We start from the raw sequence: 22,696 nt of genomic DNA on the forward strand, positions 1-22,696 counted from the left end.
CGGCGGATGCCATTGCAGCAGAGGAGGTTCATCGTCCGATGAAATCGCCACACCAGGAACCTTCGCACTCCATTCGCCAGCGCCTGCTGGACCTTTCCCATGGTCAGAAGCGGCTCATCCAGGTCAGCGTGGACATCCTGCTCGTCTGGCTCGCCCTCTGGCTGGCCTTCTACATCCGCCTCGAGGACATGAGCCTGATCGAACCTCTCGACGACCATGCCTGGCTGTTCGTCGCCGCGCCCGCCGTCGCCCTGCCGATCTTCGTGCGTCTGGGCATGTACCGCGCGGTCATGCGCTACCTGGGCAACGAAGCCCTGCTGACCATCGCCAAGGCGGTCACCCTGTCGGCACTGCTGCTGGCCCTGGTCATCTTCCTCCACGGCAAGACGAGCCTGCTGATCCCGCGCTCGATGATCTTCAACTACTGGGGACTGAGCCTGCTGCTGATCGGCGGACTGCGCATCGCCATGCGCCAGTACTTCACCGGCGACTGGTTCAACCTGCGCGAGCTGTCCTTCAGGCGCCAGGAGGACTGCCTGCCGCGGGTGGCCATCTATGGCGCGGGCTCGGCCGGCAACCAGCTCGCCCACGCCCTGCTCATGGGCCATGCGCTGCGCCCGGTGGCCTTCATCGACGACGATTCGCACCTCGCCGAACGCACGATCGCCGGCCTGCCAATCTACGCCCCCGATCAGCTGCCGCGCATGCTCAGGGAAACCGGCGCCACCGAGATCGTCCTGGCGATTCCCTCGGCCAGCCGCAGCCGCCGGCGCAAGATCCTCGAGATGCTGCAGGCCTACTCGTTGCCGGTACGCTCGATGCCCAGCATCGCCAAGCTGGCCTGCGGCCGCCTCACGGTGAACGACCTGCAGGAGGTGGATATCGCCGACCTGCTCGGCCGCGATGCGGTGCCCCTGCAGCCCGAGCTGCAGGAGCGCTGCATCCGCGACCAGGTGGTGATGGTGACCGGCGCCGGCGGCTCTATCGGCGCGGAACTGTGCCGGCAGATCCTCGCCAACAGGCCGGCCACGCTGATCCTCTTCGAGCACGCCGAGTACAACCTGTACAGCATCCAGGGCGAGCTGGAGCAGCGGATCCGCCAGGAGGGTCTGAGCCTGCGCCTGGTGCCCGTCCTCGGCTCGGTCCGCCATGGCGACCGCCTGCTCGACACGCTGCGCCACTGGGGGGTCGATACGCTCTACCACGCCGCGGCCTACAAGCACGTGCCGCTAGTCGAGATCAACATCAGCGAAGGCGTGTCCAACAACACCTTCGGCACCCTGCGCGCCGCCCAGGCGGCGATGCGCGCCGGGGTGCGCAACTTCGTGCTGATCTCCACCGACAAGGCGGTGCGCCCCACCAACGTGATGGGCGGCAGCAAGCGCCTGGCCGAGATGGTGCTGCAGGCCTTCTCCCGGGAGCGCGAGCTGGAGCTGTTCGGCGAGCCCGGCCTGGCGCCGCAGCCCAACCGCACGCGCTTCACCATGGTTCGCTTCGGCAACGTGCTGGGCTCGTCCGGCTCGGTGATCCCGCTGTTCCGCGAGCAGATCCGCAACGGCGGGCCGATCACCGTCACCCACCCGGAGATCACCCGCTATTTCATGACCATCCCCGAGGCGGCGCAGCTGGTGATCCAGGCCGGCGCCATGGGCGAAGGCGGCGACGTCTTCGTGCTGGACATGGGCGAGCCGGTGAAGATCCTCGACCTGGCGGAGAAGATGGTGCGCCTGTCCGGCCTCTCGCTGCGCACGGAGGCCAGCCCGGACGGCGACATCGAGATCCGCTTCATCGGCCTGCGCCCGGGCGAGAAGCTCTACGAGGAGCTGCTGATCGGCGACGGCGCGACGCCGACCAGCCACAGCCGGATTCTGCGCGCCCACGAGGAGCACCTGCCCTGGCGGGAGCTGAAGCCGCGTCTGGAGGCCCTGGCCGGGGCGCTCGAAGCCGACGACTTCCCGCGCATCCGCGAGCTGCTGCAACGCACCGTCAGCGGCTATCGGCCGAGCCAGGAAATCCTCGGACATCTTCCGCAGGAACATCCGGCCAGCTGTCACACCGTTCCCGCCTGGATGCACCTGGTGGTGCCGCAGGATGCCAGGCCGAACAGTGAAAACCCCTGACGGGACCGGCCCGGCGTCGAACGCCGCGAGCACCGTCCGAACCCGCACCAGGCCAAGGCCGACCCGCCCCCCGAAAACACATTGACTGGACAAGAGCAACGGAACAGATGAGCAACCTCACCGTAAACATTACGACCACCTACAACCGATTGGACTTGTGTTCGCAAACCGTATGGTCGCTGTTGAACCAATCGACCCTCCCCCCCAAGATCGTCATCTGGGTGTCCAGGGAGGCGTACCTGATAGACCAGGGGATAGACAGGGAGCCGAGATGGGCTCAGGAGCTGAACAAGTTGAGAAACATCATAGAGTTCAGATGGACGGCGAATACCGGCCCCTACAGAAAGCTGTTCCCTGCCCTGGATGCGGCAAGCGACGATCAGATCATCGTCTATGCCGACGATGACACGATATACAAGGAAAACTGGCTCAATCTTTTGATCAGCAAATTCCAGGAGCACAACGAAGAAAAGATCGTGGCCTCGCGCATCCGCATCAGCAAGCGAAACCTGTTCGGCTACCACAAGACCTACATGCTCTGGCCCATAGCCAAAAAAGAGGTCGAACTCGACAGCGACTACCTGATCACGGGTGTGGGCGGGGCAATCCTCAAGAAAAATCATATAAAGGAAGAGTTCCGGAAAAACCAGGACTACCTGACAATCTGTCCGAAATGCGACGACCTATGGATAAGCGAAATAATCGCCCGCTCCAAAACCCCTGTTTTATCGTGCCCGGAGGCCATGCGCGAGATTCTCACCATCAACCATGAGCACGGCCTGGAAACTCAAAATACCCTGACCTCGCACAGCCTTGCACGCCAAGCCCTGAACAAAGTCAAAATAAACACCTTTGGCCGTCTCGGGATTCCGACGTGCAACAACGACGTGTCCTTCAAGCGAGTCAAGAGCTATTTCAACGAGATCGAAAAAACCACCCTGGGAAATGTACAGGCGGATAAACAGGTATCCTAAGCATGACGACCGTCAAAACCGGGCGCAACACATAATCGCTTCGGCAAGGTGGCGTGCTCTATACACCGCTCGAGCGATTTCAGAAAAGACGGGCCGGAGCAACATCAATAAGCATCCTGCCAAGAAGCTGCGAGAAAACTTCCCCCATATAGCCTGAGCATGGAGCAACGCAGTGAAGAACGCGATAGCCGTCTCAGTCATAGTGCCTACCTATAATGCCGAGCGCTACATCCAGCGTGCTCTCGATAGTTTGGCCAGCCAGTCACTTGAAAATATTGAAATTATCGTAGTGGATGATGCATCTACGGACAAATCATCGCAAATCATTAACTTGAAAGAAAAGAGTCTTAACCTTATCTACCTGCGCCAACCAGTAAATCAGGGTACTCATAATGCACGCCTGCTAGGTCTACAACATGCCAGCGGGGCATGGATAGGCTTTCTCGATTCCGATGACACAGTTCATCCTGACATGTTCGGCTCGATGCATGAGGTGGCCAACAAGCATCAGGCCGATATAGTCATATGTGGCTCATATCGCGTAGCCGAGTCCGGAGAACGCCTGGGCACCAAAATCAGCTTCCCTGAGAACACCGAAATCAACGCAGATGTATTCCGCAAGTTTTGTCGCTTCGAGTTCGGAACCGGAATGTTATGCAACAAGCTATACCGGAAGGAAATCATCCTGCCACTTAAAAAAATGTACTTTCCCTGGCGACAGAACCTCAATGAAGATTTGCTACTGAATATAGGTTGCTTTTCAAAGGCCTCCACAGTCTACCTCATGAAAGACATCCTTTATGACTACACTCACAACCAAGCCAGCACCACATCGATCCTTAGTCGCCCCAAGGCATATGTAGAAACATATAGAGCTTATGCCATTGCAGCCAGCAAATATTCCGAGCTAGGCGCCAGTGCGCTGGAAAATATTACGGAAATGTACAGGACGCAGCTGAGATGGGGGAATTACAACATCGACAACCTTGAAGACCTTTCCGAATACAGGGAGGAACTCCAACAGGCCACCAACATGCTATACCAACACTACCCACATGGGCTTGCCCTGCTTGCCGCACGCCCCGAGCGCAAGCCTCCCGTCGAACAACCCATCATGAAGCAGATCACCAGAAAGCTTGTCAAAACGTTGCAATCCATGGAGCTCCTGAGAGCCCCGAGATAAGCCCCCACAGCTCTCGAAGTTGCTTGGCAATAGAAAAATACCCATTACCCTCAGCAAAACAGCCGGGCCTGATTTCATTTACAGCTTTTCAATGCCTCATCCTGCCCGCCCCCATGGATATTCCCCTTAAGGGAGCTTCCAAAAGCCTTCGTCCCGGTAGAGTTTGCGCTCTCTTGACTGCCCCATGCGCTGCCTGTTCCGGGCACGCTCGGAGGTGAGTGTTTGGAAGTGCCCTCGTGAAGTTCATGTTGTCAGCCTGCTGCCGATGCGGGTGTCGTTCCTCAACTCCTGAATCAACCAGGCAGGCGCACCCCGATATCCCACTTCATTCCCGGCACAAGGAAACCACCATGGCTCCGGAAAAGGTCAGCATCATCATTCCCGTCTACAACGTGGAACCTTACCTTGCACAATGCCTGGACTCGGTCGTCAATCAGGACTACGACAACCTGGAGATCATCGCCATCGATGACGGCTCCACGGACGCCAGCCTGGAAATACTCGAAACATTCCGTGCCCGGCACGGCAACCTGACAGTCAGGAGCACGAAAAACCAGGGCGTATCGATCGCCAGAAACACGGGCCTCGAATTGGCGACCGGCGAATACATTCTGTTCGTGGACAGCGATGACTTTCTGGAAAGACAGGCCGTATCCACCTGCGTGGAAATTCTCAGGCGTCAGCCGGTGGACATGGTCTTCTTTGCATCGAATGTTTTCTTCGATGGAGTGGACGAGAGCCTGAGAGAAAACTTCAGAGGCGAAAGAACCCCGGACCTGCACGGCGCCTGCATTCCGGCACGCACCTTCTTCAGTCAGTCGGTCCGGCTCGGGAGCTATCTGGTGATGCCCTATCTCTACCTGTACCGGAGAAAGGAATTCGAAGGCCTGAGGTTCTATCCGAAGATCGTGCACGAGGACGATCTGTTCACAACCAGGCTTCTCCTCGAAAAGGAACATGCCAAGGTCACCTGCATTCCGGACAAACTTTACAACCGGCGTGTCCGTCCCGGGTCGATCATGACGCAGAAGACACAGCAGAAGCATATAAACGGATGCTTGATCGTCGCGAAGGAACTCCTGAGGCTCAAGCTGCCCCCGGGAGACAGCGAAGCAGCAGCGGCCTTGAACAAGTTCGTCCAGCTCACCCTTCTCCGTGCCCTGGAAAAATGCAAGCGGACCTACGCGGGCAGACTCCCCCCGCACGTGAGGGGCAGGCTGGTGATGCTGTTCGCAAGGACGAAAATCGAACGCAGGAAAGTCAAGCACATCCTGTTCTCCGTCTTTCCCGAACTGCTCGCACTGAGAAACTCCCTCAGGAAAAATTTCCGTTCAGGTACTTAGCGGGCGCCGTTCGTCAGCTCCCTGAATCAGCCAGGCAGGCACACCCTGATCTCCCACTTCATTCTTGGCATGAGGAAATCACCATGGCTCCGGAAAAGGTCAGCATCATCATTCCCGTCTACAACGTGGAACCTTACCTTGCACAATGCCTGGACTCGGTCGTCAATCAGGACTACGACAACCTGGAGATCATCGCCATCAATGACGGCTCCACGGACGCCAGCCTGGAAATACTCGAAACATTCCGTGCCAGGCACGGCAACCTGATCGTCAGGAGCATGAAAAACCAGGGCTTATCGATCGCCAGAAACACGGGCCTCGAATTGGCGACCGGCGAATACATTCTGTTCGTGGACAGCGATGACTTTCTGGAAAGACAGGCCGTATCCACCTGCGTGGAAATATTCAGGCGTCAGCAGGTGGACATGGTCTCGTTTGCATTGAGTGTTTTCTTCGATGGAGTGGACGAGAGCCTGAGAGAAAACTTCAGAGGCGAAAGAGTTCCGGGCCTGCACGGCGCCTGCATTCCGGCACGCACCTTTTTCACTCAGTCGATCCAGCTCAGCAATTATCTGATGATGGCCTGTCTCTACATGTACCGGAGAAAGGAATTCGAAGGTCTGAGGTTCTACCCGAAGATCGTGCACGAGGACAATCTGTTCACGACCAGGCTTCTCCTCGAAAAGGAACATGCCAAGGTCACCTGCATTCCGGACAAGCTTTACAACCGGCGTATCCGTCCGGACTCGATCACGACGCAGAAGAAGCAGAAAAAGCATATAAACGGATACTTGATCGTCGCGAGGGAACTCCTGAAGCTCGAGCTGGCCCCAGGAGACAGCGAAGCAGCAGCGGCCTTGAACAAGTTCGTCCAGCTCAACCTCCTCCGTGCCCTGGAAACCTGCAAGCTGACCTACGCGGGCAGACTTCCCCTGCACGTGAGGGGCAGGCTGGTGATGCTGTTCGCAAGGACGAAAATCGAACGCAGGAAAGTCAAGCGCATCCTGTTTTCCGTCTTTCCCGAACTGCTCGCACTGAGAAACTCCCTCAGGAAAAGTCTGCGCATGTAGCGGAGGCCCGAGATACCCACCAACCCACGCCCTGCGCTGTCGGCACGACTGACGATCACGTACGCTTCGGAGCCGGTATGGAGCCGATCCGGCTGGCCCTGCTCGCGGATCGGCCACTTCGCAGACGCATGCCTGTCCGACTGAGTGGGAGAAAATCGTCCTGCCGCTTGGCTGCCGGCAGCGACACAGCCTAGCCTTTGATTGCCCACGCTGTGTGAAGGGCTCTCCTTTTCCCGAGATGGAGCCTGAAGCATGAAAGCACTCCCACCGGTCCTGTTGCTGAGCTTTCTCGGCCTGGCCATCGCCGACGAGGCAGCCGCTCCAACCCCGGCATCCATCCTTCCGCCTTTTCTGTCCGGCCCGGCCCAGCGCCTACCGGGCAGCCTGCAGTCCGCCGCCTACCTGCCGGACCCGACCAGTACACCGCGGATCGGTCTTGCCGCTGCCGCCTTCGCCGTCGGTGCCGCCGCGAGTCACGCAAACCTCGACACCTCGAGCAGCGGAAGCCCGCATTAGCGCCCGGCCGATCGGTCGCGGCATGCCTGGTCAGCCGGCTCCGAGACCATCCACCGATGATCGCCTGAAAACGGATCTTCATCCCAGCGGCCCGTGGGCCCATGGAGGGATTTGCCTTGTCCGTCCTGCATATTGGCAGCGCGGTAGCGCACCGCACACTCACCGTCGCTCTGGCCGCCGCCCTCGTCCTTCAGGGCTGCATGTTCTCCCCCGGACCGCACCTCGATACCTCCGCGCTGCGCCGCAAAGGTCCGCCGGAAAGCCCCCGCTTCGAGCTGGTGCCCATCACCCCCAGGCTGGTGGCCACCCAGGAGGCTGCCCGCACCGTCGAGGGCCTGCCGCCCGAACTGACCAGCTACACCCCCGGCCCCTATCGGATCGGGATCGGCGACGTGCTCAGCATCACCGTCTGGGAGCATCCGGAACTGACCACCCCGGCCGGCGCACAACAGCCAGCCGAAGCCAACGCCCGCCTGGTGCGTCCCGATGGCCGCCTGTTCTACCCCTATATCGGCGAGATCGAAGCCGCCGGCCTGACCATCGAGGAATTGCGCAGCAACATCGCCAGGCGCCTGGCGCGCTATATCGAGAGCCCGCAGGTGGATGTCGGCGTGACCCGCTTCGGCGGCCGCCGGGTGATTCTCACCGGCGCCTTCGCCAGGGCCGGCTCGCAGCCCCTGACCACCATTCCCCTGTCGCTGCCGGAAGCCATCGGCCAGGCCGGCATCGGCGGGGGGGCCGACATCGCCAGACTGATCCTCAAGCGCGACGGCAGGGAATACCGCCTCGATCTCGACGCCTTGAACCGCGGCGGCACGGAGCTCGATCGCATCTATCTGAAGGACGGCGACCAGCTGCACCTGCCCACCAACGACAGCCGGCGGATCTTCGTGCTGGGCGAGGTCGTCTCGCCCGGCCCGCTGTCCTTCAGGAGCCGCAGCATGACCCTGACCGAGGTGATCGGCCTGGTCAGGGGCCTGCGCCAGGAAACCTCCGATCCGAAGGCCGTCTACGTGATACGCGGGGTGGGCGATGTGGAGCGGGAAACGGCCCAGGTCTTCCAGCTGGACGCCAAGTCGCCGGCTTCCCTGGTACTGGCCGCGCATTTCCATGTCGAACCCCAGGACGTGGTGTACGTCGGCGCCGCCGGCATCACCCGCTGGAACCGCTTCATCAGCCAGTTGCTGCCTTCAAGCACCTTCATCAGGACAGGGATCAACCTGGAGGACGATCTGAGCCGATAGCAGGCAGCTCTGCCCCAGGCCGACGCCAGCGCCTTCAGTCCCCGTCCCCCAGACGCATGGTCGTGCGCACCAGGCGCTGCTCCTCCTGCTCGATCTCCCGGAGGCTGTCGCGGATGCTGTGGATGTGGTCGTGGGCGGCGCGCCGGGCCTGTTCCGGCAGGCGCGCGATCACCGCGTGGTAGAGGCGCGCATGCTGGCGGTCGAGCTGCTTCTTGCGCGCCGGACGGTGATAGAGGTTGTTCACCGACGCGAACACCGTGGTCAGCATGAGGTCGGTGAGCGACTGCAGGGTGTGCAGCAGCACCGGGTTGTGCGCGGCCTCGCAGATCGCCAGATGGAAGGCGTGGTCCAGCCGCGCGTGCTCGCGCGGGTCGATGCTCGCGGGCGGGGCTGCCTGGGCGGCGACCATTTCCCCGTAGCGCCGGCCGAGCCGGATGAAGTCCTCCTCGGTGCCGCGCAGGGCGGCCAGCCGCGCCGACTCCCCCTCCAGCAGCACGCGCACCTCCAGCAGGTCGTAGAGGGTGCGCTGCTGCGAGGCGAACAGGTGCAGCAGCGGACTGGTGTCGCCGCCGTCGGACAGTTGCGCGACGAAGGAGCCGCGCCCCTGGGCCGTCTCGATGATGCCGCGCCCGCGCAGCACGCGCAGGCCTTCGCGCAGCGCCGAGCGGGAGATGCCCAGCCGGTCGCACAGGCGCCGCTCCGAGGGCAGCGCCTGGCCGACCCTGAGCACGCCGTCGACGATCAGCCGCTCGATGCGCTGGGCCACCACATCGGCCACCTGGCGGCGTTCGACGATGGTTTCGGGGGGCATGGGAGAGTCTCTCCTAGCTGGTCGGACCAGTACGAAGGGATGGAAGGTGGGGCGAAGCCTTTCCGCCCGCAGTCAGTCTCGACAAGGGGTGTGCCAACCGATCGCAACGACCATCCTCATGAACTGGTAGGACCAGTATACCCCGCGCTGGACGGCCGGCACCGGCGTGTCGATGCTGCCAAGGCAACCGACGCAGGCCCCGCGCCTATCGAACAACAACAAGAGGCCGCCTCAGCGAGTCCCCATGAACATCCTCTACGACGAGCGCCTCGATGGCGCGCTGCCCCGGGTCGACAAGGCCGTCCTGCTCGCCGAACTGCGCGAGCGGCTGCCGGACCTGGAAATCCTCTACCGCGAGGAAGACCTCAAGCCCTACGAATGCGACGGCCTCTCGGCCTACCGCACCACGCCGATGCTGGTGGTGCTGCCCGAGCACGTCGAACAGGTCGAGACCCTGCTAAGGCTCTGCCACCAGCGGCGGGTGCCGGTGGTGGCGCGCGGTGCCGGCACCGGCCTGTCCGGCGGGGCGCTGCCGCTGGAACAGGGCATCCTGCTGGTGATGACGCGCTTCAACAGAATCCTCGAGGTGAACCCCGCAGGCCGCTTCGCCCGCGTCCAGCCGGGGGTGCGCAACCTGGCGATCTCCCAGGCGGCGGCGCCCTTCGACCTCTACTACGCGCCCGATCCCTCGTCGCAGATCGCCTGCTCGATCGGCGGCAACGTGGCGGAGAACGCCGGCGGCGTGCACTGCCTGAAATACGGCCTGACCGTCCACAACCTGCTCGAGGTCGAGATCCTCACCATCGAGGGCGAACGCCTGACCCTGGGCTCCGACGCCCTGGACAGCCCCGGCTTCGACCTGCTCGCCCTGTTCAGCGGCTCGGAAGGCATGCTCGGCATCGTCACCGAGGTGACCGTGAAGCTGCTGCCCAGGCCGCCGATGGCCAAGGTGCTCATGGCCAGCTTCGACTCGGTGGAGAAGGCCGGCCGGGCGGTGGGCGACATCATCGCCGCCGGCATCATCCCCGGCGGCCTGGAGATGATGGACAACCTGGCGATCCGCGCCGCCGAGGACTTCATCCACGCCGGCTACCCGGTGGAGGCCGCGGCCATCCTGCTCTGCGAGCTGGACGGCGTGGAGGACGACGTGCACGAGGACTGCGCACGGGTGCGCCAGGTGCTCGCCCTGGCCGGCGCGACCGAGGTGCGCCAAGCGCGCGACGAGGCCGAGCGGGCGAAGTTCTGGGGCGGGCGCAAGAACGCCTTCCCGGCGGTCGGGCGCCTGTCGCCGGACTACTACTGCATGGACGGCACCATCCCGCGCCGCGAACTGCCCGGCGTGCTGCGGGGCATCGCCGAACTCTCCGCCGAATACGGCCTGCGCGTGGCCAACGTGTTCCACGCCGGCGACGGCAACATGCACCCGCTGATCCTCTTCGACGCCAACCGGCCCGGCGAGCTGGAGCGCGCCGAGGCCCTCGGCGGCAGGATTCTCGAGCTGTGCGTGGCGGTGGGCGGCAGCATCACCGGCGAGCACGGCGTCGGCCGCGAGAAGATCAACCAGATGTGCGCCCAGTTCAACGCCGACGAGCTGACCCTGTTCCACGCGGTGAAGGCGGCCTTCGATCCCGAACGCCTGCTCAACCCCGGCAAGAACATCCCCACCCTGCACCGCTGCGCCGAGTTCGGCGCCATGCACGTGCACCACGGCCGGCTGCCCTTCCCCGAACTGGAGCGTTTCTGATGAGCCCGTCCGCCCACGACGCCAGCGCCGAGCTGCTGGAGCAGGTCAACCAGGCGATCGCCACGCGCACCCCGCTGCGCATCCATGGCGGCGACAGCAAGGCCTTCCTCGGCCGCGCGGTGGCCGGCGAGCCGCTGGACACCCGCCGGCATCGCGGCATCGTCCGCTACGACCCCACCGAACTGGTGGTCACGGTGCGCGCCGGCACGCCGCTGGCCGAGCTCGAACAGGCACTCGCCGAACAGGGCCAGATGCTCGCCTGCGAGGCGCCGCACCTCGGCGCGGCCACGGTGGGCGGCATGCTCGCGGCCGGCCTGTCCGGCCCGCGCCGGCCCTGGGTCGGCGCGGTGCGCGACTTCGTCCTCGGTACGCGGCTGATCACCGGCTACGGCAAGCACCTGCACTTCGGCGGCGAGGTGATGAAGAACGTCGCCGGCTACGATCTGTCGCGCCTGTTGGCCGGCAGCTTCGGCTGCCTCGGGGTGATCACCGAGGTCTCGCTCAAGGTCCTGCCGCGCCCGCGCGCCCGCACCACCCTGCGTCTGGCGATGAATGCCGGCTGGGCGCTGACCAAGCTGGCCGAGTGGGGCCAGCAGCCGATCCCGCTCAGCGCCGCCTGCCACGACGGCGAAGCCCTGTACCTGCGCCTGGAGGGCGGCGAAGGCTCGCTGGCCGCGGCCCGCCAGCGCCTCGGCGGCGAGCCGCTGGACGACGGCTTCTGGGACGACCTGCGCGAGCGGCGCCTGGCCTTCTTCGCCGATCCGCGGCCGCTGTGGCGCCTGTCGCTGCCCAACGCCGTTCCGTCGCTGGCACTGCCCGGCAGTCAGTTGATCGACTGGGGCGGTGCTCAGCGCTGGCTGAAGTCGGACGCCGACGCCGAGGTGATCCGCGCCATCGTCGGCGAGGTCGGCGGCCATGCCAGCTGCCACAGCGCCGGCGTCTGCGACAGCCCCTTCCAGCCGCTGCCGGCGCCGCTCATGCGCTACCACCGCCAGCTCAAGGCGCAACTGGACCCGCAGGGGATCTTCAACCCGGGGCGGATGTACGCGGAATTCTGAGGTCGACCATGCAAACCCATCTGAACCAGGAGGCTCTGGCCCTGCCGCGCGGCCCCGAGGCCGAAGGCATCCTGCGCAGCTGCGTGCACTGCGGCTTCTGCAACGCCACCTGCCCGACCTACCAGCTGCTCGGCGACGAGCTGGACGGCCCGCGCGGGCGCATCTACCTGATCAAGCAGGTGCTGGAGGGCGCCGAGCCCGGCGCCAGCACCCGCGAGCACCTGGACCGCTGCCTGGGCTGCCGCGGCTGCGAAACCACCTGCCCGTCCGGCGTGCAGTACCACCACCTGCTGGACATCGGCCGCGCCCAGGTCGAACGGCAGGTGCCGCGCCCCCTCGGCCAGCGGCTGCGCAACGCCGGCCTGCGCGCGCTGCTGCCCCATCCGCTGGTCTTCAAGACCCTGCTGCGCGCCGGCGAGAACCTCCGCCCGCTGCTGCCGGAGACGCTCAGGGCCAAGTTGCCGCGCCGCATACAGCCGGCCGGAAGCCGCCCGCGGCCGCGCCACGCACGCCGCGTGCTGCTGCTCGAAGGCTGCGTGCAGCCGGGACTGTCGCCGAACACCAACGCCGCCGCCGCCCGCGTGCTCGACCGCCTCGGCATCAGCGTGACGGCGGTTCGCGAAGCCGGCTGCTGCGGCGCCCTGGACTATCACCTGAACGCCCAGGACGCAGGCCTCGAGCGTGCCCGGCGCAATATCGACGCCTGGTGGCCGGCCCTCGAAGATGGCGCCGAGGCCATCGTGCAGACCGCCAGCGGCTGCGGCGCCTTCGTCAAGGACTACGGCCACCTGCTGGCCGGCGATCCGCGCTACGCCGCCAAGGCCCGCCGGGTCAGCGAGCTGGCCCGCGACCTGGTCGAGGTGCTGCGCGACGAGCCGCTGGAGCGCCTCGGCATCCGGGCCGACCTGCGCCTGGCCTTCCACTGCCCCTGCACCCTGCAGCACGCGCAGAAGCTCGGCGGCGCCGTCGAGGAGGTGCTCGCGCGCCTCGGCTTCCAGCTCACCGCGGTGCCGGACGCGCACCTCTGCTGCGGCGCCGCCGGCACCTACTCGATCACCCAGCCCGCCCTGTCGCGCCAACTGCGCGACAACAAGCTCGACGCCCTGGAAAGCGGCCAGCCCCCGCTGATCGCCACCGCCAACATCGGCTGCCAGGTCCATCTGGACGGCGCCGGCCGCACCCCGGTGCGGCACTGGATCGAACTGGTCGAAGCCCTCATCTGAACCGGAGAACCCCATGCACAGCAAAGCAGTCCTGACCCAGGGCGAGGTCGCGCGGATGCTCGCCGCCGCCCGCAGCGAAGCGCAGAACAACGCCTGGGCCGTGGCCATCGCGGTGGTCGACGACGGCGGCCATCCGCTGGCCCTCGAGCGCCTCGACGGCTGCGCCCCGGCGAGCGCCTACATCGCCCTCGAGAAGGCCCGCACCGCCGCCCTCGGCCGTCGCGAGTCCAAAAGCTACGAAGACATGATCAACAACGGGCGCACCGCCTTCCTCTCCGTGCCGCTGCTCAGCGCCACCCTCGAGGGCGGCGTGCCGGTCGTGGTCGACGGCCAGGTGGTCGGCGCCGTCGGCGTCTCCGGCGTGCGCGCCGACCAGGACGCCCAGGTGGCCAGGGCCGGCATCCAGGGCGTGGCCGGCTGAACGCAATCGAACGAACGAACAGGAGTAGATATGAACCCGCGCACTTCCCGTCAGCGCCTGCAAGTCGCCGAGGACCTGGCCCGCTTCATCGAAGACGAAGCGCTGCCCGGCACCGGCCTGGATGCCGCCCGCTTCTGGCAGGGCTTCGACGCCCTGGTCCACGATCTGGCGCCGAAGAACCGCGCCCTGCTCGCCGAGCACGACCGCCTGCAGGCCGAGCTGGACGCCTGGCACCGCGCCAACCCCGGCCCGGTGCGCGATCTGGCGGCCTACCGCGCCTTTCTCGAAGGCATCGGCTACCTGCTGCCGCGTCCGCCGCGGGTGACCGCCAGCACCGCCAGGGTCGACCGCGAGATCGCCGTGCAGGCCGGCCCGCAGCTGGTGGTGCCGGTGTCCAACGCACGCTACGCGCTGAACGCCGCCAACGCTCGCTGGGGTAGCCTCTACGACGCGCTCTACGGCACCGACGCCATCGCCGCGGACGACGACCCCGCACCCGGCACGGACTACAACCCGCGGCGCGGCGCCCAGGTCATCGCCCGCGCCCGCGCCTTCCTCGACCAGGCCGCACCGCTGGCCCAAGGCTCCCATGCCGAGGCCACGGCCTACCGCGTGGTCGACGGCCGGCTGCAGATCGAACTGGGCCAGAGCCGGACCGGCCTCGAGCATCCCGAGCGCTTCGTCGGCTACCAGGGCGCGCCGGATGTTCCCGACGCGGTCCTGCTGCGCAATCACGGCCTGCACTTCGAGATCCGGATCGACCGCGGCCATCCTATCGGCAAGGACGACGGCGCCGGGATCAAGGACGTCCTGCTGGAGGCGGCGCTGACCGCCATCATGGACTGCGAGGACTCGGTCGCCGCGGTCGATGCCGAGGACAAGGTGCAGGTCTACCGCAACTGGCTGGGCCTGATGCAGGGCACCCTGAGCGAGGAGATCGACAAGGGCGGCAAGACCTTCACCCGCCGCCTGAACCCGGACCGCCGCTACCTGAGCGCCGACGGCGGGGAACTGACCCTGCCCGGCCGCGCGCTGATGTTCGTGCGCAACGTCGGCCACCTGATGACCAACCCGGCGATCCTCGACGTCGAGGGCCGCGAGATCCCCGAGGGCATCCTCGATTGCGTGGTCACCAGCCTCGCCGCCCTGCACGATCTCGAGCGCCGCGGCAACTCGCGCGATGGCTCGATCTACATCGTCAAGCCGAAGATGCACGGCCCCCACGAGGTGGCCTTTGCCGACGAGCTGTTCGGCCGCGTCGAGGACCTGCTCGGCCTTTCGCGCCACACCCTGAAGATGGGCATCATGGACGAGGAACGGCGCACCAGCGTCAACCTCGAGGCCTGCATCGGCGCCGCCGCGGCGCGGGTGGCGTTCATCAACACCGGCTTTCTCGACCGTACCGGCGACGAGATCCACAGCGCCATGGAAGCCGGCCCGGTGCTGCGCAAGGGCGACATGAAGTCCTCGGCCTGGATCGCCGCCTACGAGCGCAGCAACGTGCTGACCGGCCTGGCCTGCGGCCTGCGCGGCCGCGCGCAGATCGGCAAGGGCATGTGGGCGATGCCCGACCGCATGGCCGACATGCTCGAACAGAAGATCGCCCACCCCAGGGCCGGCGCCAACACCGCCTGGGTGCCCTCGCCGACCGCCGCGACCCTGCACGCCCTGCACTATCATCAGGTCGATGTCGCCGCCGTGCAGGCCGAGCTGGAGCGGGTGGAGCTGGCTACCGTGCGCGACGAGCTGCTCGACGGCCTGCTCGGCATCCCGGTGGTCGCCGCGCCGCAGTGGAGCGCCGGGGAGATCCGCGAGGAGCTGGAGAACAACGCCCAGGGCCTGCTCGGCTACGTGGTGCGCTGGGTCGAACAGGGCGTCGGCTGCTCCAAGGTGCCGGACATCCACGACGTCGGCCTGATGGAGGACCGCGCCACCCTGCGCATCTCCAGCCAGCACATGGCCAACTGGCTGCGCCACGGCGTGACGAACCGGGAGGAAGTCATGGAGGTCCTGCAGCGCATGGCCCGCGTCGTCGACCAGCAGAACGCCGGCGATCCGCTCTACCGTCCGATGGCCGCCGACTTCGAGCGCTCGGTGGCCTTCCAGGCGGCCTGCGCCCTGGTGTTCAAGGGCTGCGAGCAGCCCAGCGGCTACACCGAACCGCTGTTGCACCAGTACCGCCGCCTCTTCAAGCAGGAGCGAAGCTGAGCCCCGGCCCGCGAGGCGCCGTGCGCTTCGCGGGCTCGCCCGCTACGCCCCGACCGGCTTGCCCTGCGCCTGGTCACGCAGTTCGCGGCGCAGGATCTTGCCGACGTTGGTGGTCGGCAGGCGGTCGCGGAACTCGATGTATTTCGGGCGCTTGTAGCCGGTGAGGTTGGCGTGCATGTGGCGCATCACCTGCTCTTCGGTGAGGGTCGCGCCGGGCTTGACCACCACGAAGACCTTGATGGCCTCGCCGGTGCGCTCGTCGGGCACACCGACGGCGGCGCATTGCAGCACGCCCGGCAGGCTGGCGAGCACGTCCTCCAGCTCGTTGGGATAGACGTTGAAGCCGGACACCAGAATCATGTCCTTCTTGCGGTCGACGATGCGCAGGTAGCCGTCGGGCTCGATCACCGCGACATCGCCGGTGCGCAGCCAGCCGTCGGCATCGAGCACCTCGGCGGTGGCCTCGGGGTTCTGCCAGTAGCCCTTCATCACCTGCGGCCCCTTCACCCAGAGTTCGCCGCTGCTGCCGGGCGGCAGTTCGTTGCCCTCCTCGTCGAGCACCTTGCACAGGGTCGAGGCCAACGGCATGCCGATGGTGCCGGGGCGGATGTGGCCATAGGGGTTGCCGGAAACCACTGGGCTGGCCTCGGTCAGGCCATAGCCTTCGAGAACCTCGCAGCCGGTGACGCTCTTCCAGCACTCGGCGCTGGCCTGCTGCAGGGCCATGCCGCCGGACAGGGTCAGCTTCAGCGTGGAGAAGTCCAGGCGGCGGAAGCCCTCGTCATGGCACAGCGCGGCGAACAGGGTGTTGAGGCCGACGAACCCCGTGAACCGCCATTTCGACAGCTCGCGAACCATGCCCGGCAAATCGCGCGGATCGGTGATCAGCAGGTTGTGGTTGCCGAGGAGCGTCATCGCCATGCAGTGCAGGGTGAAGGCGTAGATGTGGTAGAGCGGCAGCGGCGCAATCAGGATTTCGCAGCCCTCGCCCAGGACGCCGCCGACCAGCGCCCGGCACTGCAGCATGTTGGCCACCAGGTTGCGGTGGGTGAGCATGGCGCCCTTGGGCGTGCCGGTGGTGCCGCCGGTGTATTGCAGCACGGCGACGTCGTCGGGCGCCGTCTCGAACTCGCGCAGCGTCCGCTGGCGTCCCTGGTTCAGGGCATCGGTGAACTTGAGCGCCTGCGGCAGGTGGTAGGCCGGCACCAGGCGCTTGACGTGGCGCACCACGGCGTTGACCAGTACGCCCCTGAGCGGCGGCAGCAGGTCGCCAACCTCGGCGATCACCACGTGGCGGATGCCGGTCCGCGGCAGGACCTCCTCGACCAGATGGGCCTTGTTGGCCAGGCAGACGAGGGCCTTGGCCCCGGAGTCGTTGAACTGGTGCTGCATCTCCCGGGCGGTGTACAGCGGGTTGGTGTTGACCACGATCAGCCCGGCGCGCAGGGCGCCGAACACTGCCACCGGATATTGCAGCAGGTTGGGCAACTGCACGGCGATGCGGTCGCCCGGCTGCAGCCCTTCCAGTCCCTGCAGGAAGGCGGCGAAGGCGCCGGACAGCTCGTACAGCTCGCCGTAGCTCAGGGTCCGCCCGAGGTTGCTGAACGCCGGCCGGTCGGCGAAGCGCTGGCAGGAGGCTTTCAGCACGGCGGGGATGTTGGGATACAGATCGGGATCGATTTCGCGAACGAGGCCGGCGGGATACTTGTCCTTCCAGAAGTTCTCGATCATGCAACGACTACTCCATGCATTGGCGCAGGTTGGATTCTTATTGTCCGCTGGCAGACAAGCGTCCCGAGAGTAGCAGGCCCGGCAGGCCCTCCGGAAGGCTCGTGCGCCCCGGGCGCCATCCTGCCGGACGGACATTTCCGGCACGCACGGCCCGGCTGCGCACGAATCGGCGCCGGTTCCCGTGAAAAGCCCGGCGCCCGGCACTACAATGCGGGCTTTTCCGCAACGCCCCCCGGTCTTCCCGCTCCCATCGCCCCGATCGGGACTCTCTTTCTCCCTTAATAGATGAATACCAAGGAAACTGCATGAGCCAGGTTACCAACGTTCCCTACGGCGATCTCGAAGTTGGCCAGAAGGCCAGCTACAGCAAGACCGTGGAGGAAAAGGACATCCAGCTGTTCGCCGCCCTCTCCGGCGACCACAACCCGGTACACCTGGACCCCGAGTTCGCCGCACGCAGCCCGTACAAGGAGCGTATCGCCCACGGCATGTTCAGCGGCGCGCTGATCAGCGCCGCGGTGGCCTGCACCATGCCCGGCCCGGGCACCATCTACCTCGGCCAGACCATGCAGTTCACCCGCGCGGTGAAGCTCGGCGACACCCTCACCGTGCGCCTGGAAATCCTCGAGAAGCTGCCCAAGTTCCGCGTGCGCATCGCCACCCGCGTCTACAACCAGCATGACGAGCTGGTGGTCGACGGCGAGGCGGAAATCCTCGCTCCGCGCCGTCAGCAGACCGTCGAACTGACCCAGCTGCCGCCGATCAGCATCGGCTGATCGCGCTCCCCGGCTCCGTCGCCACGGCGGGGCCATCCTCCCTGTCCCGGCCCGGCCGGGCGCCCCCTGGACGAGCCCCTCGCCAGATGCGCTGCCAGCTGCTTGAATGATCCGGCCCGCCGGATCGGCGGCCGTCTCCGCACAGCAGAAGGAAGGTTCGCCATGAAGATCGTCAATGCCCGCCTGCGCGGCCGTGAAGGCCTCCACCGCATCGAACTGGACGGCGCGCGCATCGCCGCCATAGCCGCGCAACCGGCGCCGGCCGACGCCGGCGGCGACGAGCTGGACGCCACCGGCAACCTGGTGGTGCCGCCCTTCGTCGAGCCGCATATCCACCTGGATGCCACCCTCACCGCCGGCGAACCGGCGTGGAACATGAGCGGCACCCTGTTCGAGGGCATCGAGCGCTGGGCCGAGCGCAAGGCGCTGGTCACCCACGAGGACACCAAGACCCGGGCGAAGAAGGCCATCGACATGCTGGTCGAGCACGGCATCCAGCACGTCCGCACCCATGTCGACGTCACCGACCCGACGCTGGCCGCGCTCAAGGCGATGCTCAAGGTGCGCGAGGAAACCCGCCAGTTGATCGACCTGCAGATCGTCGCCTTCCCCCAGGAGGGCATCGAGTCCTACAAGGGCGGCCGCGAGCTGATGGCCGAGGCGATCGCCCTGGGCGCCGACGTGGTCGGCGGCATCCCGCACTTCGAGAACACCCGCGAACAGGGGGTCAGCTCGATCAAATTCCTCATGGACCTGGCCGAGCGCACCGGCTGCCTGGTCGACGTGCACTGCGACGAGACCGACGACCCGCAGTCGCGCTTTCTCGAGGTGCTCGCCGAGGAGGCGCGGGTGCGCGACATGGGCGAGCGGGTCACCGCCAGCCACACCACGGCCATGGGCTCCTGGGACAACGCCTACTGCTCCAAGCTGTTCCGCCTGCTGAAGCTGTCGCGGATCAACTTCGTCTCCTGCCCGACCGAGAGCATCCATCTGCAGGGGCGCTTCGACACCTATCCCAAGCGCCGCGGCCTGACCCGGGTCGCCGAACTGGACCGTGCCGGGCTGAACGTCTGCTTCGGCCAGGACTCCATCGTCGATCCCTGGTACCCGCTGGGCAACGGCAACATCCTGCGCATCCTCGAGGCCGGCCTGCACATCTGCCACATGCTCGGCTACGCCGACCTGCAGCGCGCCCTCGACCTGATCACCGGGCACAGCGCCAGGACGCTGCACCTGGGCGAGCGCTACGGTCTGGAGGTGGGGCGACCTGCCAACCTTCTGATCCTCTCGGCGGCCAGCGACTACGAGATGCTGCGCAGCCAGGGTCACGCCCTGGTCTCCATCCGTCACGGGGAAGTGCTGATGCGCCGCACGCCGGCGCGGATAGAGCGCTATAGCTGAATCGCCGCGACGGCTCCCGGCAGCACTGCCTGGACGCACGAACGGATGACGCAGGTGAGGCTCGCTTGCGTCGCCGTGCCGGAGGTGGCGGAAAGAGGAAAAATTCGGGCAAAAAAAATGGGCGACTATTGTCGCCCGAAAGTGCCTTGCGTGCTCTGAATCCGAAGGACTCTATTACTTGCGTTTTTGCGCGTCCTTCCAGATGAAATAACCGAATCCGCCAGCGAAAATGACTGCACCTGCCACAACCGCTATTCCTGCCAAGACCACTTCATCGAAAAACATGATTGGCCTCCTCTTCACTGTTGGTCTCTCCGATGGCTTCAAGGTAACTGCAGCGACGGTGGGAAAAATTGATCGGGGTCAATATCGCTTGATAGTTGCCGAACGGCCTGGCGAGGGACTGACATGGATCAATCTAGGTGCGGCGGGAGGTCGCGGTTGGCGCGGCTTTCAACCTTTTCAAAGTTGCCGGAGATAAAACCTCAACATGCGCATGGAATTATTCAGGCCAGCCTTGGGGAAATAAAAAATTCATCATGTATGCCACGTGCGCTATTACATATGACTTCGCCAGTAACTGGCCATTAATTCGATCTGAATACAAGCCGGTTGTGCAACGGCAGGACTCGACGAAAAACATCTCTCGAGCAGATGCATATATGAAGAAACTTTCTTATAGGGTGTGAAGGACCGTGAAGAGGCTGTCGCAGAGCGGTGGCGACGATGTGGTGCCCGCATGGGCGCCGGGCCGCTTTCGGACAGGCCGGCCGATTCGCTGCCGGCCGTCGGCAGACCATGCCCCCGCCCTTGCGGCAGGGGTGGCCCTTCAGAGCAGCGCCAGCAGGCTGCGGGTCTTGTCGATGGCGATCCTGGCGCGCTCGAGGGCACCGACGCCCTGTTCGAGCAACTGGCGGGTGGGAATTTCCAGACTGAGCGGCAGGTTCGCCGGCAGGGTGCGCAGCAGGCCGGACAGATCGCAGTCGCCGTCACCGGGGAAGCGTCGCTCGTTGCGTGCCTGACGCAGGATTTCCTCCATGTCGTCCGGGCGCGGCCCGGCCACATCGCACAGCTGGGCATAGCGGATGCGTGCCGGATCGAGCCGTGCCAAGTCTTCCAGGCGCGATCCGGAGCGGTCGAAGTGGAAGGCGTCGACCAGCACGCAGCCGTTGACGCGCCCGGCGTTCTCCATGATGCGCATGGCCTGGGCCAGGTCCCGGGCGTCGGTCCAGGGCATGAACTCCAGGTGCGGATAAAGTCCGAAGCCGGCCGCGAGGTCGCAGAAGGCCGCGAAGTTGTCGGTCAATCGCGCCTCGTCGGGGTCGTTGCCGGCCACCAGCACCGCGCAGGCACCCAGTTCGGCGCCGGCGGCGAGGATCGGCTCGAACTCGGCGACGTTGGCCTCCGGCTTGAGGCGCAGGATCTCGATGTCGAATACCTGGATGCCGGTATCGCGCAGGCGCGCCAGGGTCTGCCGGCGCAGGCCGGCATCGGCGACCAGCGGGAAGTGGTGCTCCTCGGCGGTGGCCGGCACCAGGCGCAGGCCGACGTGGCTGTAGCCGGCGCGGGCAGCCACCTCCACCATCTCGGGCGGGGACAGTTCGAGCACGGTCAGGGCGGCCAGGGAAAGGATGCGTTCGCTCATGGCGGATCTCTTCAGGGTGCGGAAATGACGTGGGGCGAGCAGGCGCGACCGGTTTCGGCGGCCTCGCGGATGGCTTCGATCAGCGCCAGGGTGTTGCCGGCATCGACGGCATCGACCAGCGGCACCACCTCGCCGCGGGCGACCCGGACGAAGTGCTGCAACTGCAGGCGCAGGGCCTCGCCCGGCTGGAAGGCCTCCAGGGTCTGCAGCAGCGGCTGGTGCCAGCCGGCGCCGGGCTCGGCGTAGTGCCAGCGCCAAAGCTGCGGGATGCTCAGCGCGCCGCGGGTGCCGGCCAGCAGGTAACAGGGCTGGTCGGCCTGACGCGGATAGATCGGGTTTTCGCCGGAATCCAGCTCCCAGCTCCAGGGCGCGGTCACCGCATCGGAGCCGGTCAGGGTGCCGAGGGCGCCGTTGGCGAAGCGCAGCAGCACCGCCGCGCTGTCCTCGTTGGCGAAGCCGCGCACGCCGTTGCCGGTGATCGCCTGCACCTCGCTGACTTCGCCGCACAGGTGGCGCAGCAGGTCGAGGTCGTGGATCAGGTTGGTCAGCAGCATCCCGGCGCCCGGCTCGCGCCGCCAAGGGGTGTCGAAATAGCTGTCCGGCTTCTGCAGCTGCCACAGCGCGGTGACCGTGGTCAGCCGGCCGAGGCTGCCGCTGCGGATCAGTTCGCGGGCGCGGACGATCAGCGGGTTGTGCCGGCGGTGGTGGCCGACCAGCACCGGCACGCCGGCCCCCGCGGCGGCGGCGACCAGCTCACGAACCTCGTCCAGGTGCACGCCGACCGGCTTCTCCAACAGCACCGGCACGCCGGCGGCGATGCACTCCAGCGCCGTGCCGACGTGCAGGCTGTTGGGGTTGGCGACGATGGCTGCCTGCGGGCGGACCTCGGCGAGCATCTGCCGGTGGTCGGCGAAATGCGGCACCGCGCATCCGGCGGCGAAGGCCGCGGCCTGCGGGCCCGGATCGGCCACGGCGCAGAGCCGGGCCTCGGGCAGGTCCTCGAGATGCTGGTGATGCTGGCATCCCATGACGCCGGCACCGATCAGGGCGATGCGAAGCGGCTCGGTCAAGGTTGCGTCCTCTTGTTGTCATGGGCGGAAAACCGGTGCCTGGAGTGGGAACCGGGCTTTGGAATCCGCAATGCGGATAAAATAGAATCAAGTTCCATTTATCTGCAATACGCAACGGACAAAGCCGTGCGCTCAGCGCACGCTCATGATCGACAAGG

At 65.8% G+C, this 22,696-nt stretch carries 19 protein-coding genes; 14 read left to right on the forward strand and 5 right to left on the reverse strand.

Annotated features, from left to right (window positions below; translation table 11 throughout):
- Window positions 1-38: 38 nt before the first annotated feature.
- The 7 genes from GCU53_RS03165 to GCU53_RS03195 all read left to right on the forward strand — a co-directional run bounded on the left by GCU53_RS03165 (window position 39) and on the right by GCU53_RS03195 (window position 8,450).
- Window positions 39-2,120, forward strand: coding sequence for a polysaccharide biosynthesis protein (locus GCU53_RS03165; RefSeq protein WP_208845434.1), 2,082 nt, complete (start codon window positions 39-41; stop codon window positions 2,118-2,120).
- 107 nt (window positions 2,121-2,227) lie between these two features.
- Window positions 2,228-3,094 carry a glycosyltransferase gene (locus tag GCU53_RS03170; RefSeq protein WP_152386335.1) on the forward strand — a complete coding sequence of 289 codons (867 nt, stop codon included), beginning with the start codon at window positions 2,228-2,230 and terminating at the stop codon, window positions 3,092-3,094.
- A gap of 172 nt (window positions 3,095-3,266) precedes the next feature.
- Window positions 3,267-4,277, forward strand: a complete 1,011-nt coding sequence (locus GCU53_RS03175; protein WP_152386336.1) for a glycosyltransferase family 2 protein — start codon at window positions 3,267-3,269, stop codon at window positions 4,275-4,277.
- A gap of 350 nt (window positions 4,278-4,627) precedes the next feature.
- Window positions 4,628-5,620, forward strand: coding sequence for a glycosyltransferase family 2 protein (locus GCU53_RS03180; RefSeq protein ID WP_152386337.1), 993 nt, complete (start codon window positions 4,628-4,630; stop codon window positions 5,618-5,620).
- An 83-nt stretch (window positions 5,621-5,703) separates the two neighbouring features.
- Window positions 5,704-6,690: a glycosyltransferase family 2 protein gene (locus GCU53_RS03185; protein ID WP_152386338.1), complete on the forward strand. Its 987-nt coding sequence runs from the start codon at window positions 5,704-5,706 to the stop codon at window positions 6,688-6,690.
- A gap of 252 nt (window positions 6,691-6,942) precedes the next feature.
- The gene (locus GCU53_RS03190) at window positions 6,943-7,206 is read left to right on the forward strand and encodes a hypothetical protein (RefSeq protein ID WP_152386339.1); all 264 of its coding nucleotides are present in this window, start codon (window positions 6,943-6,945) and stop codon (window positions 7,204-7,206) included.
- Between the two features lie 101 nt (window positions 7,207-7,307).
- Window positions 7,308-8,450: a polysaccharide biosynthesis/export family protein gene (locus tag GCU53_RS03195; protein WP_152386340.1), complete on the forward strand. Its 1,143-nt coding sequence runs from the start codon at window positions 7,308-7,310 to the stop codon at window positions 8,448-8,450.
- Between the two features lie 34 nt (window positions 8,451-8,484).
- On the opposite strand, the gene glcC is transcribed toward GCU53_RS03195, so the two are convergent.
- Window positions 8,485-9,261 (reverse strand): transcriptional regulator GlcC, encoded by a 777-nt coding sequence (gene glcC / locus GCU53_RS03200; protein ID WP_152386341.1) that lies wholly within the window; start codon window positions 9,259-9,261, stop codon window positions 8,485-8,487.
- 244 nt (window positions 9,262-9,505) lie between these two features.
- Between glcC and glcD the strand changes: the two genes are divergently transcribed.
- Genes glcD through GCU53_RS03225 form a run of 5 tightly spaced genes read left to right on the forward strand, consistent with a single transcriptional unit; the run spans window position 9,506 to window position 15,915 of the window.
- Window positions 9,506-11,005, forward strand: a complete 1,500-nt coding sequence (gene glcD / locus GCU53_RS03205; RefSeq protein ID WP_152386342.1) for a glycolate oxidase subunit GlcD — start codon at window positions 9,506-9,508, stop codon at window positions 11,003-11,005.
- Window positions 11,005-12,063: a glycolate oxidase subunit GlcE gene (gene glcE, locus GCU53_RS03210; RefSeq protein ID WP_152386343.1), complete on the forward strand. Its 1,059-nt coding sequence runs from the start codon at window positions 11,005-11,007 to the stop codon at window positions 12,061-12,063. Before glcD ends, glcE begins: the two co-directional genes overlap by 1 nt.
- 8 nt (window positions 12,064-12,071) lie before the next feature.
- Window positions 12,072-13,286 (forward strand): glycolate oxidase subunit GlcF, encoded by a 1,215-nt coding sequence (gene glcF, locus GCU53_RS03215; RefSeq protein ID WP_152386344.1) that lies wholly within the window; start codon window positions 12,072-12,074, stop codon window positions 13,284-13,286.
- Between the two features lie 13 nt (window positions 13,287-13,299).
- Complete coding sequence (locus tag GCU53_RS03220; protein WP_152386345.1) at window positions 13,300-13,707, forward strand: heme-binding protein; 408 nt, start codon at window positions 13,300-13,302, stop codon at window positions 13,705-13,707.
- 30 nt (window positions 13,708-13,737) lie between these two features.
- The gene (locus GCU53_RS03225; RefSeq protein WP_152386346.1) at window positions 13,738-15,915 is read left to right on the forward strand and encodes a malate synthase G; all 2,178 of its coding nucleotides are present in this window, start codon (window positions 13,738-13,740) and stop codon (window positions 15,913-15,915) included.
- A 42-nt stretch (window positions 15,916-15,957) separates the two neighbouring features.
- Here GCU53_RS03225 and GCU53_RS03230 read toward each other — a convergent pair whose 3' ends face one another.
- On the reverse strand, window positions 15,958-17,646 hold the full coding sequence (locus GCU53_RS03230) for a long-chain fatty acid--CoA ligase (RefSeq protein WP_152386347.1): 1,689 nt from the start codon (window positions 17,644-17,646) through the stop codon (window positions 15,958-15,960).
- A 305-nt stretch (window positions 17,647-17,951) separates the two neighbouring features.
- Here GCU53_RS03230 and GCU53_RS03240 point away from each other — a divergent pair, with 305 nt between their 5' ends.
- Together GCU53_RS03240 and codA are read left to right on the forward strand one after the other, a co-directional pair.
- Window positions 17,952-18,422, forward strand: coding sequence for a MaoC family dehydratase (locus GCU53_RS03240; RefSeq protein ID WP_152386348.1), 471 nt, complete (start codon window positions 17,952-17,954; stop codon window positions 18,420-18,422).
- 162 nt (window positions 18,423-18,584) lie between these two features.
- Window positions 18,585-19,823 carry a cytosine deaminase gene (gene codA / locus GCU53_RS03245; RefSeq protein ID WP_152386349.1) on the forward strand — a complete coding sequence of 413 codons (1,239 nt, stop codon included), beginning with the start codon at window positions 18,585-18,587 and terminating at the stop codon, window positions 19,821-19,823.
- Between the two features lie 174 nt (window positions 19,824-19,997).
- On the opposite strand, the gene ccoM is transcribed toward codA, so the two are convergent.
- From ccoM to GCU53_RS03255, 3 genes are all read right to left on the reverse strand, one after another.
- On the reverse strand, window positions 19,998-20,108 hold the full coding sequence (ccoM, locus tag GCU53_RS26455) for a cytochrome c oxidase subunit CcoM (RefSeq protein ID WP_280115864.1): 111 nt from the start codon (window positions 20,106-20,108) through the stop codon (window positions 19,998-20,000).
- Window positions 20,109-20,652: 544 nt separating this feature from the next.
- Window positions 20,653-21,468, reverse strand: a complete 816-nt coding sequence (locus tag GCU53_RS03250) for a sugar phosphate isomerase/epimerase family protein (protein ID WP_152386350.1) — start codon at window positions 21,466-21,468, stop codon at window positions 20,653-20,655.
- Window positions 21,469-21,479: 11 nt separating this feature from the next.
- On the reverse strand, window positions 21,480-22,538 hold the full coding sequence (locus tag GCU53_RS03255) for a Gfo/Idh/MocA family protein (protein ID WP_152386351.1): 1,059 nt from the start codon (window positions 22,536-22,538) through the stop codon (window positions 21,480-21,482).
- Window positions 22,539-22,696 lie beyond the last annotated feature (158 nt).

The sequence above is a fragment of the Azotobacter salinestris genome (genome assembly GCF_009363155.1).
Classification (GTDB): Bacteria; Pseudomonadota; Gammaproteobacteria; order Pseudomonadales; family Pseudomonadaceae; genus Azotobacter; species Azotobacter salinestris.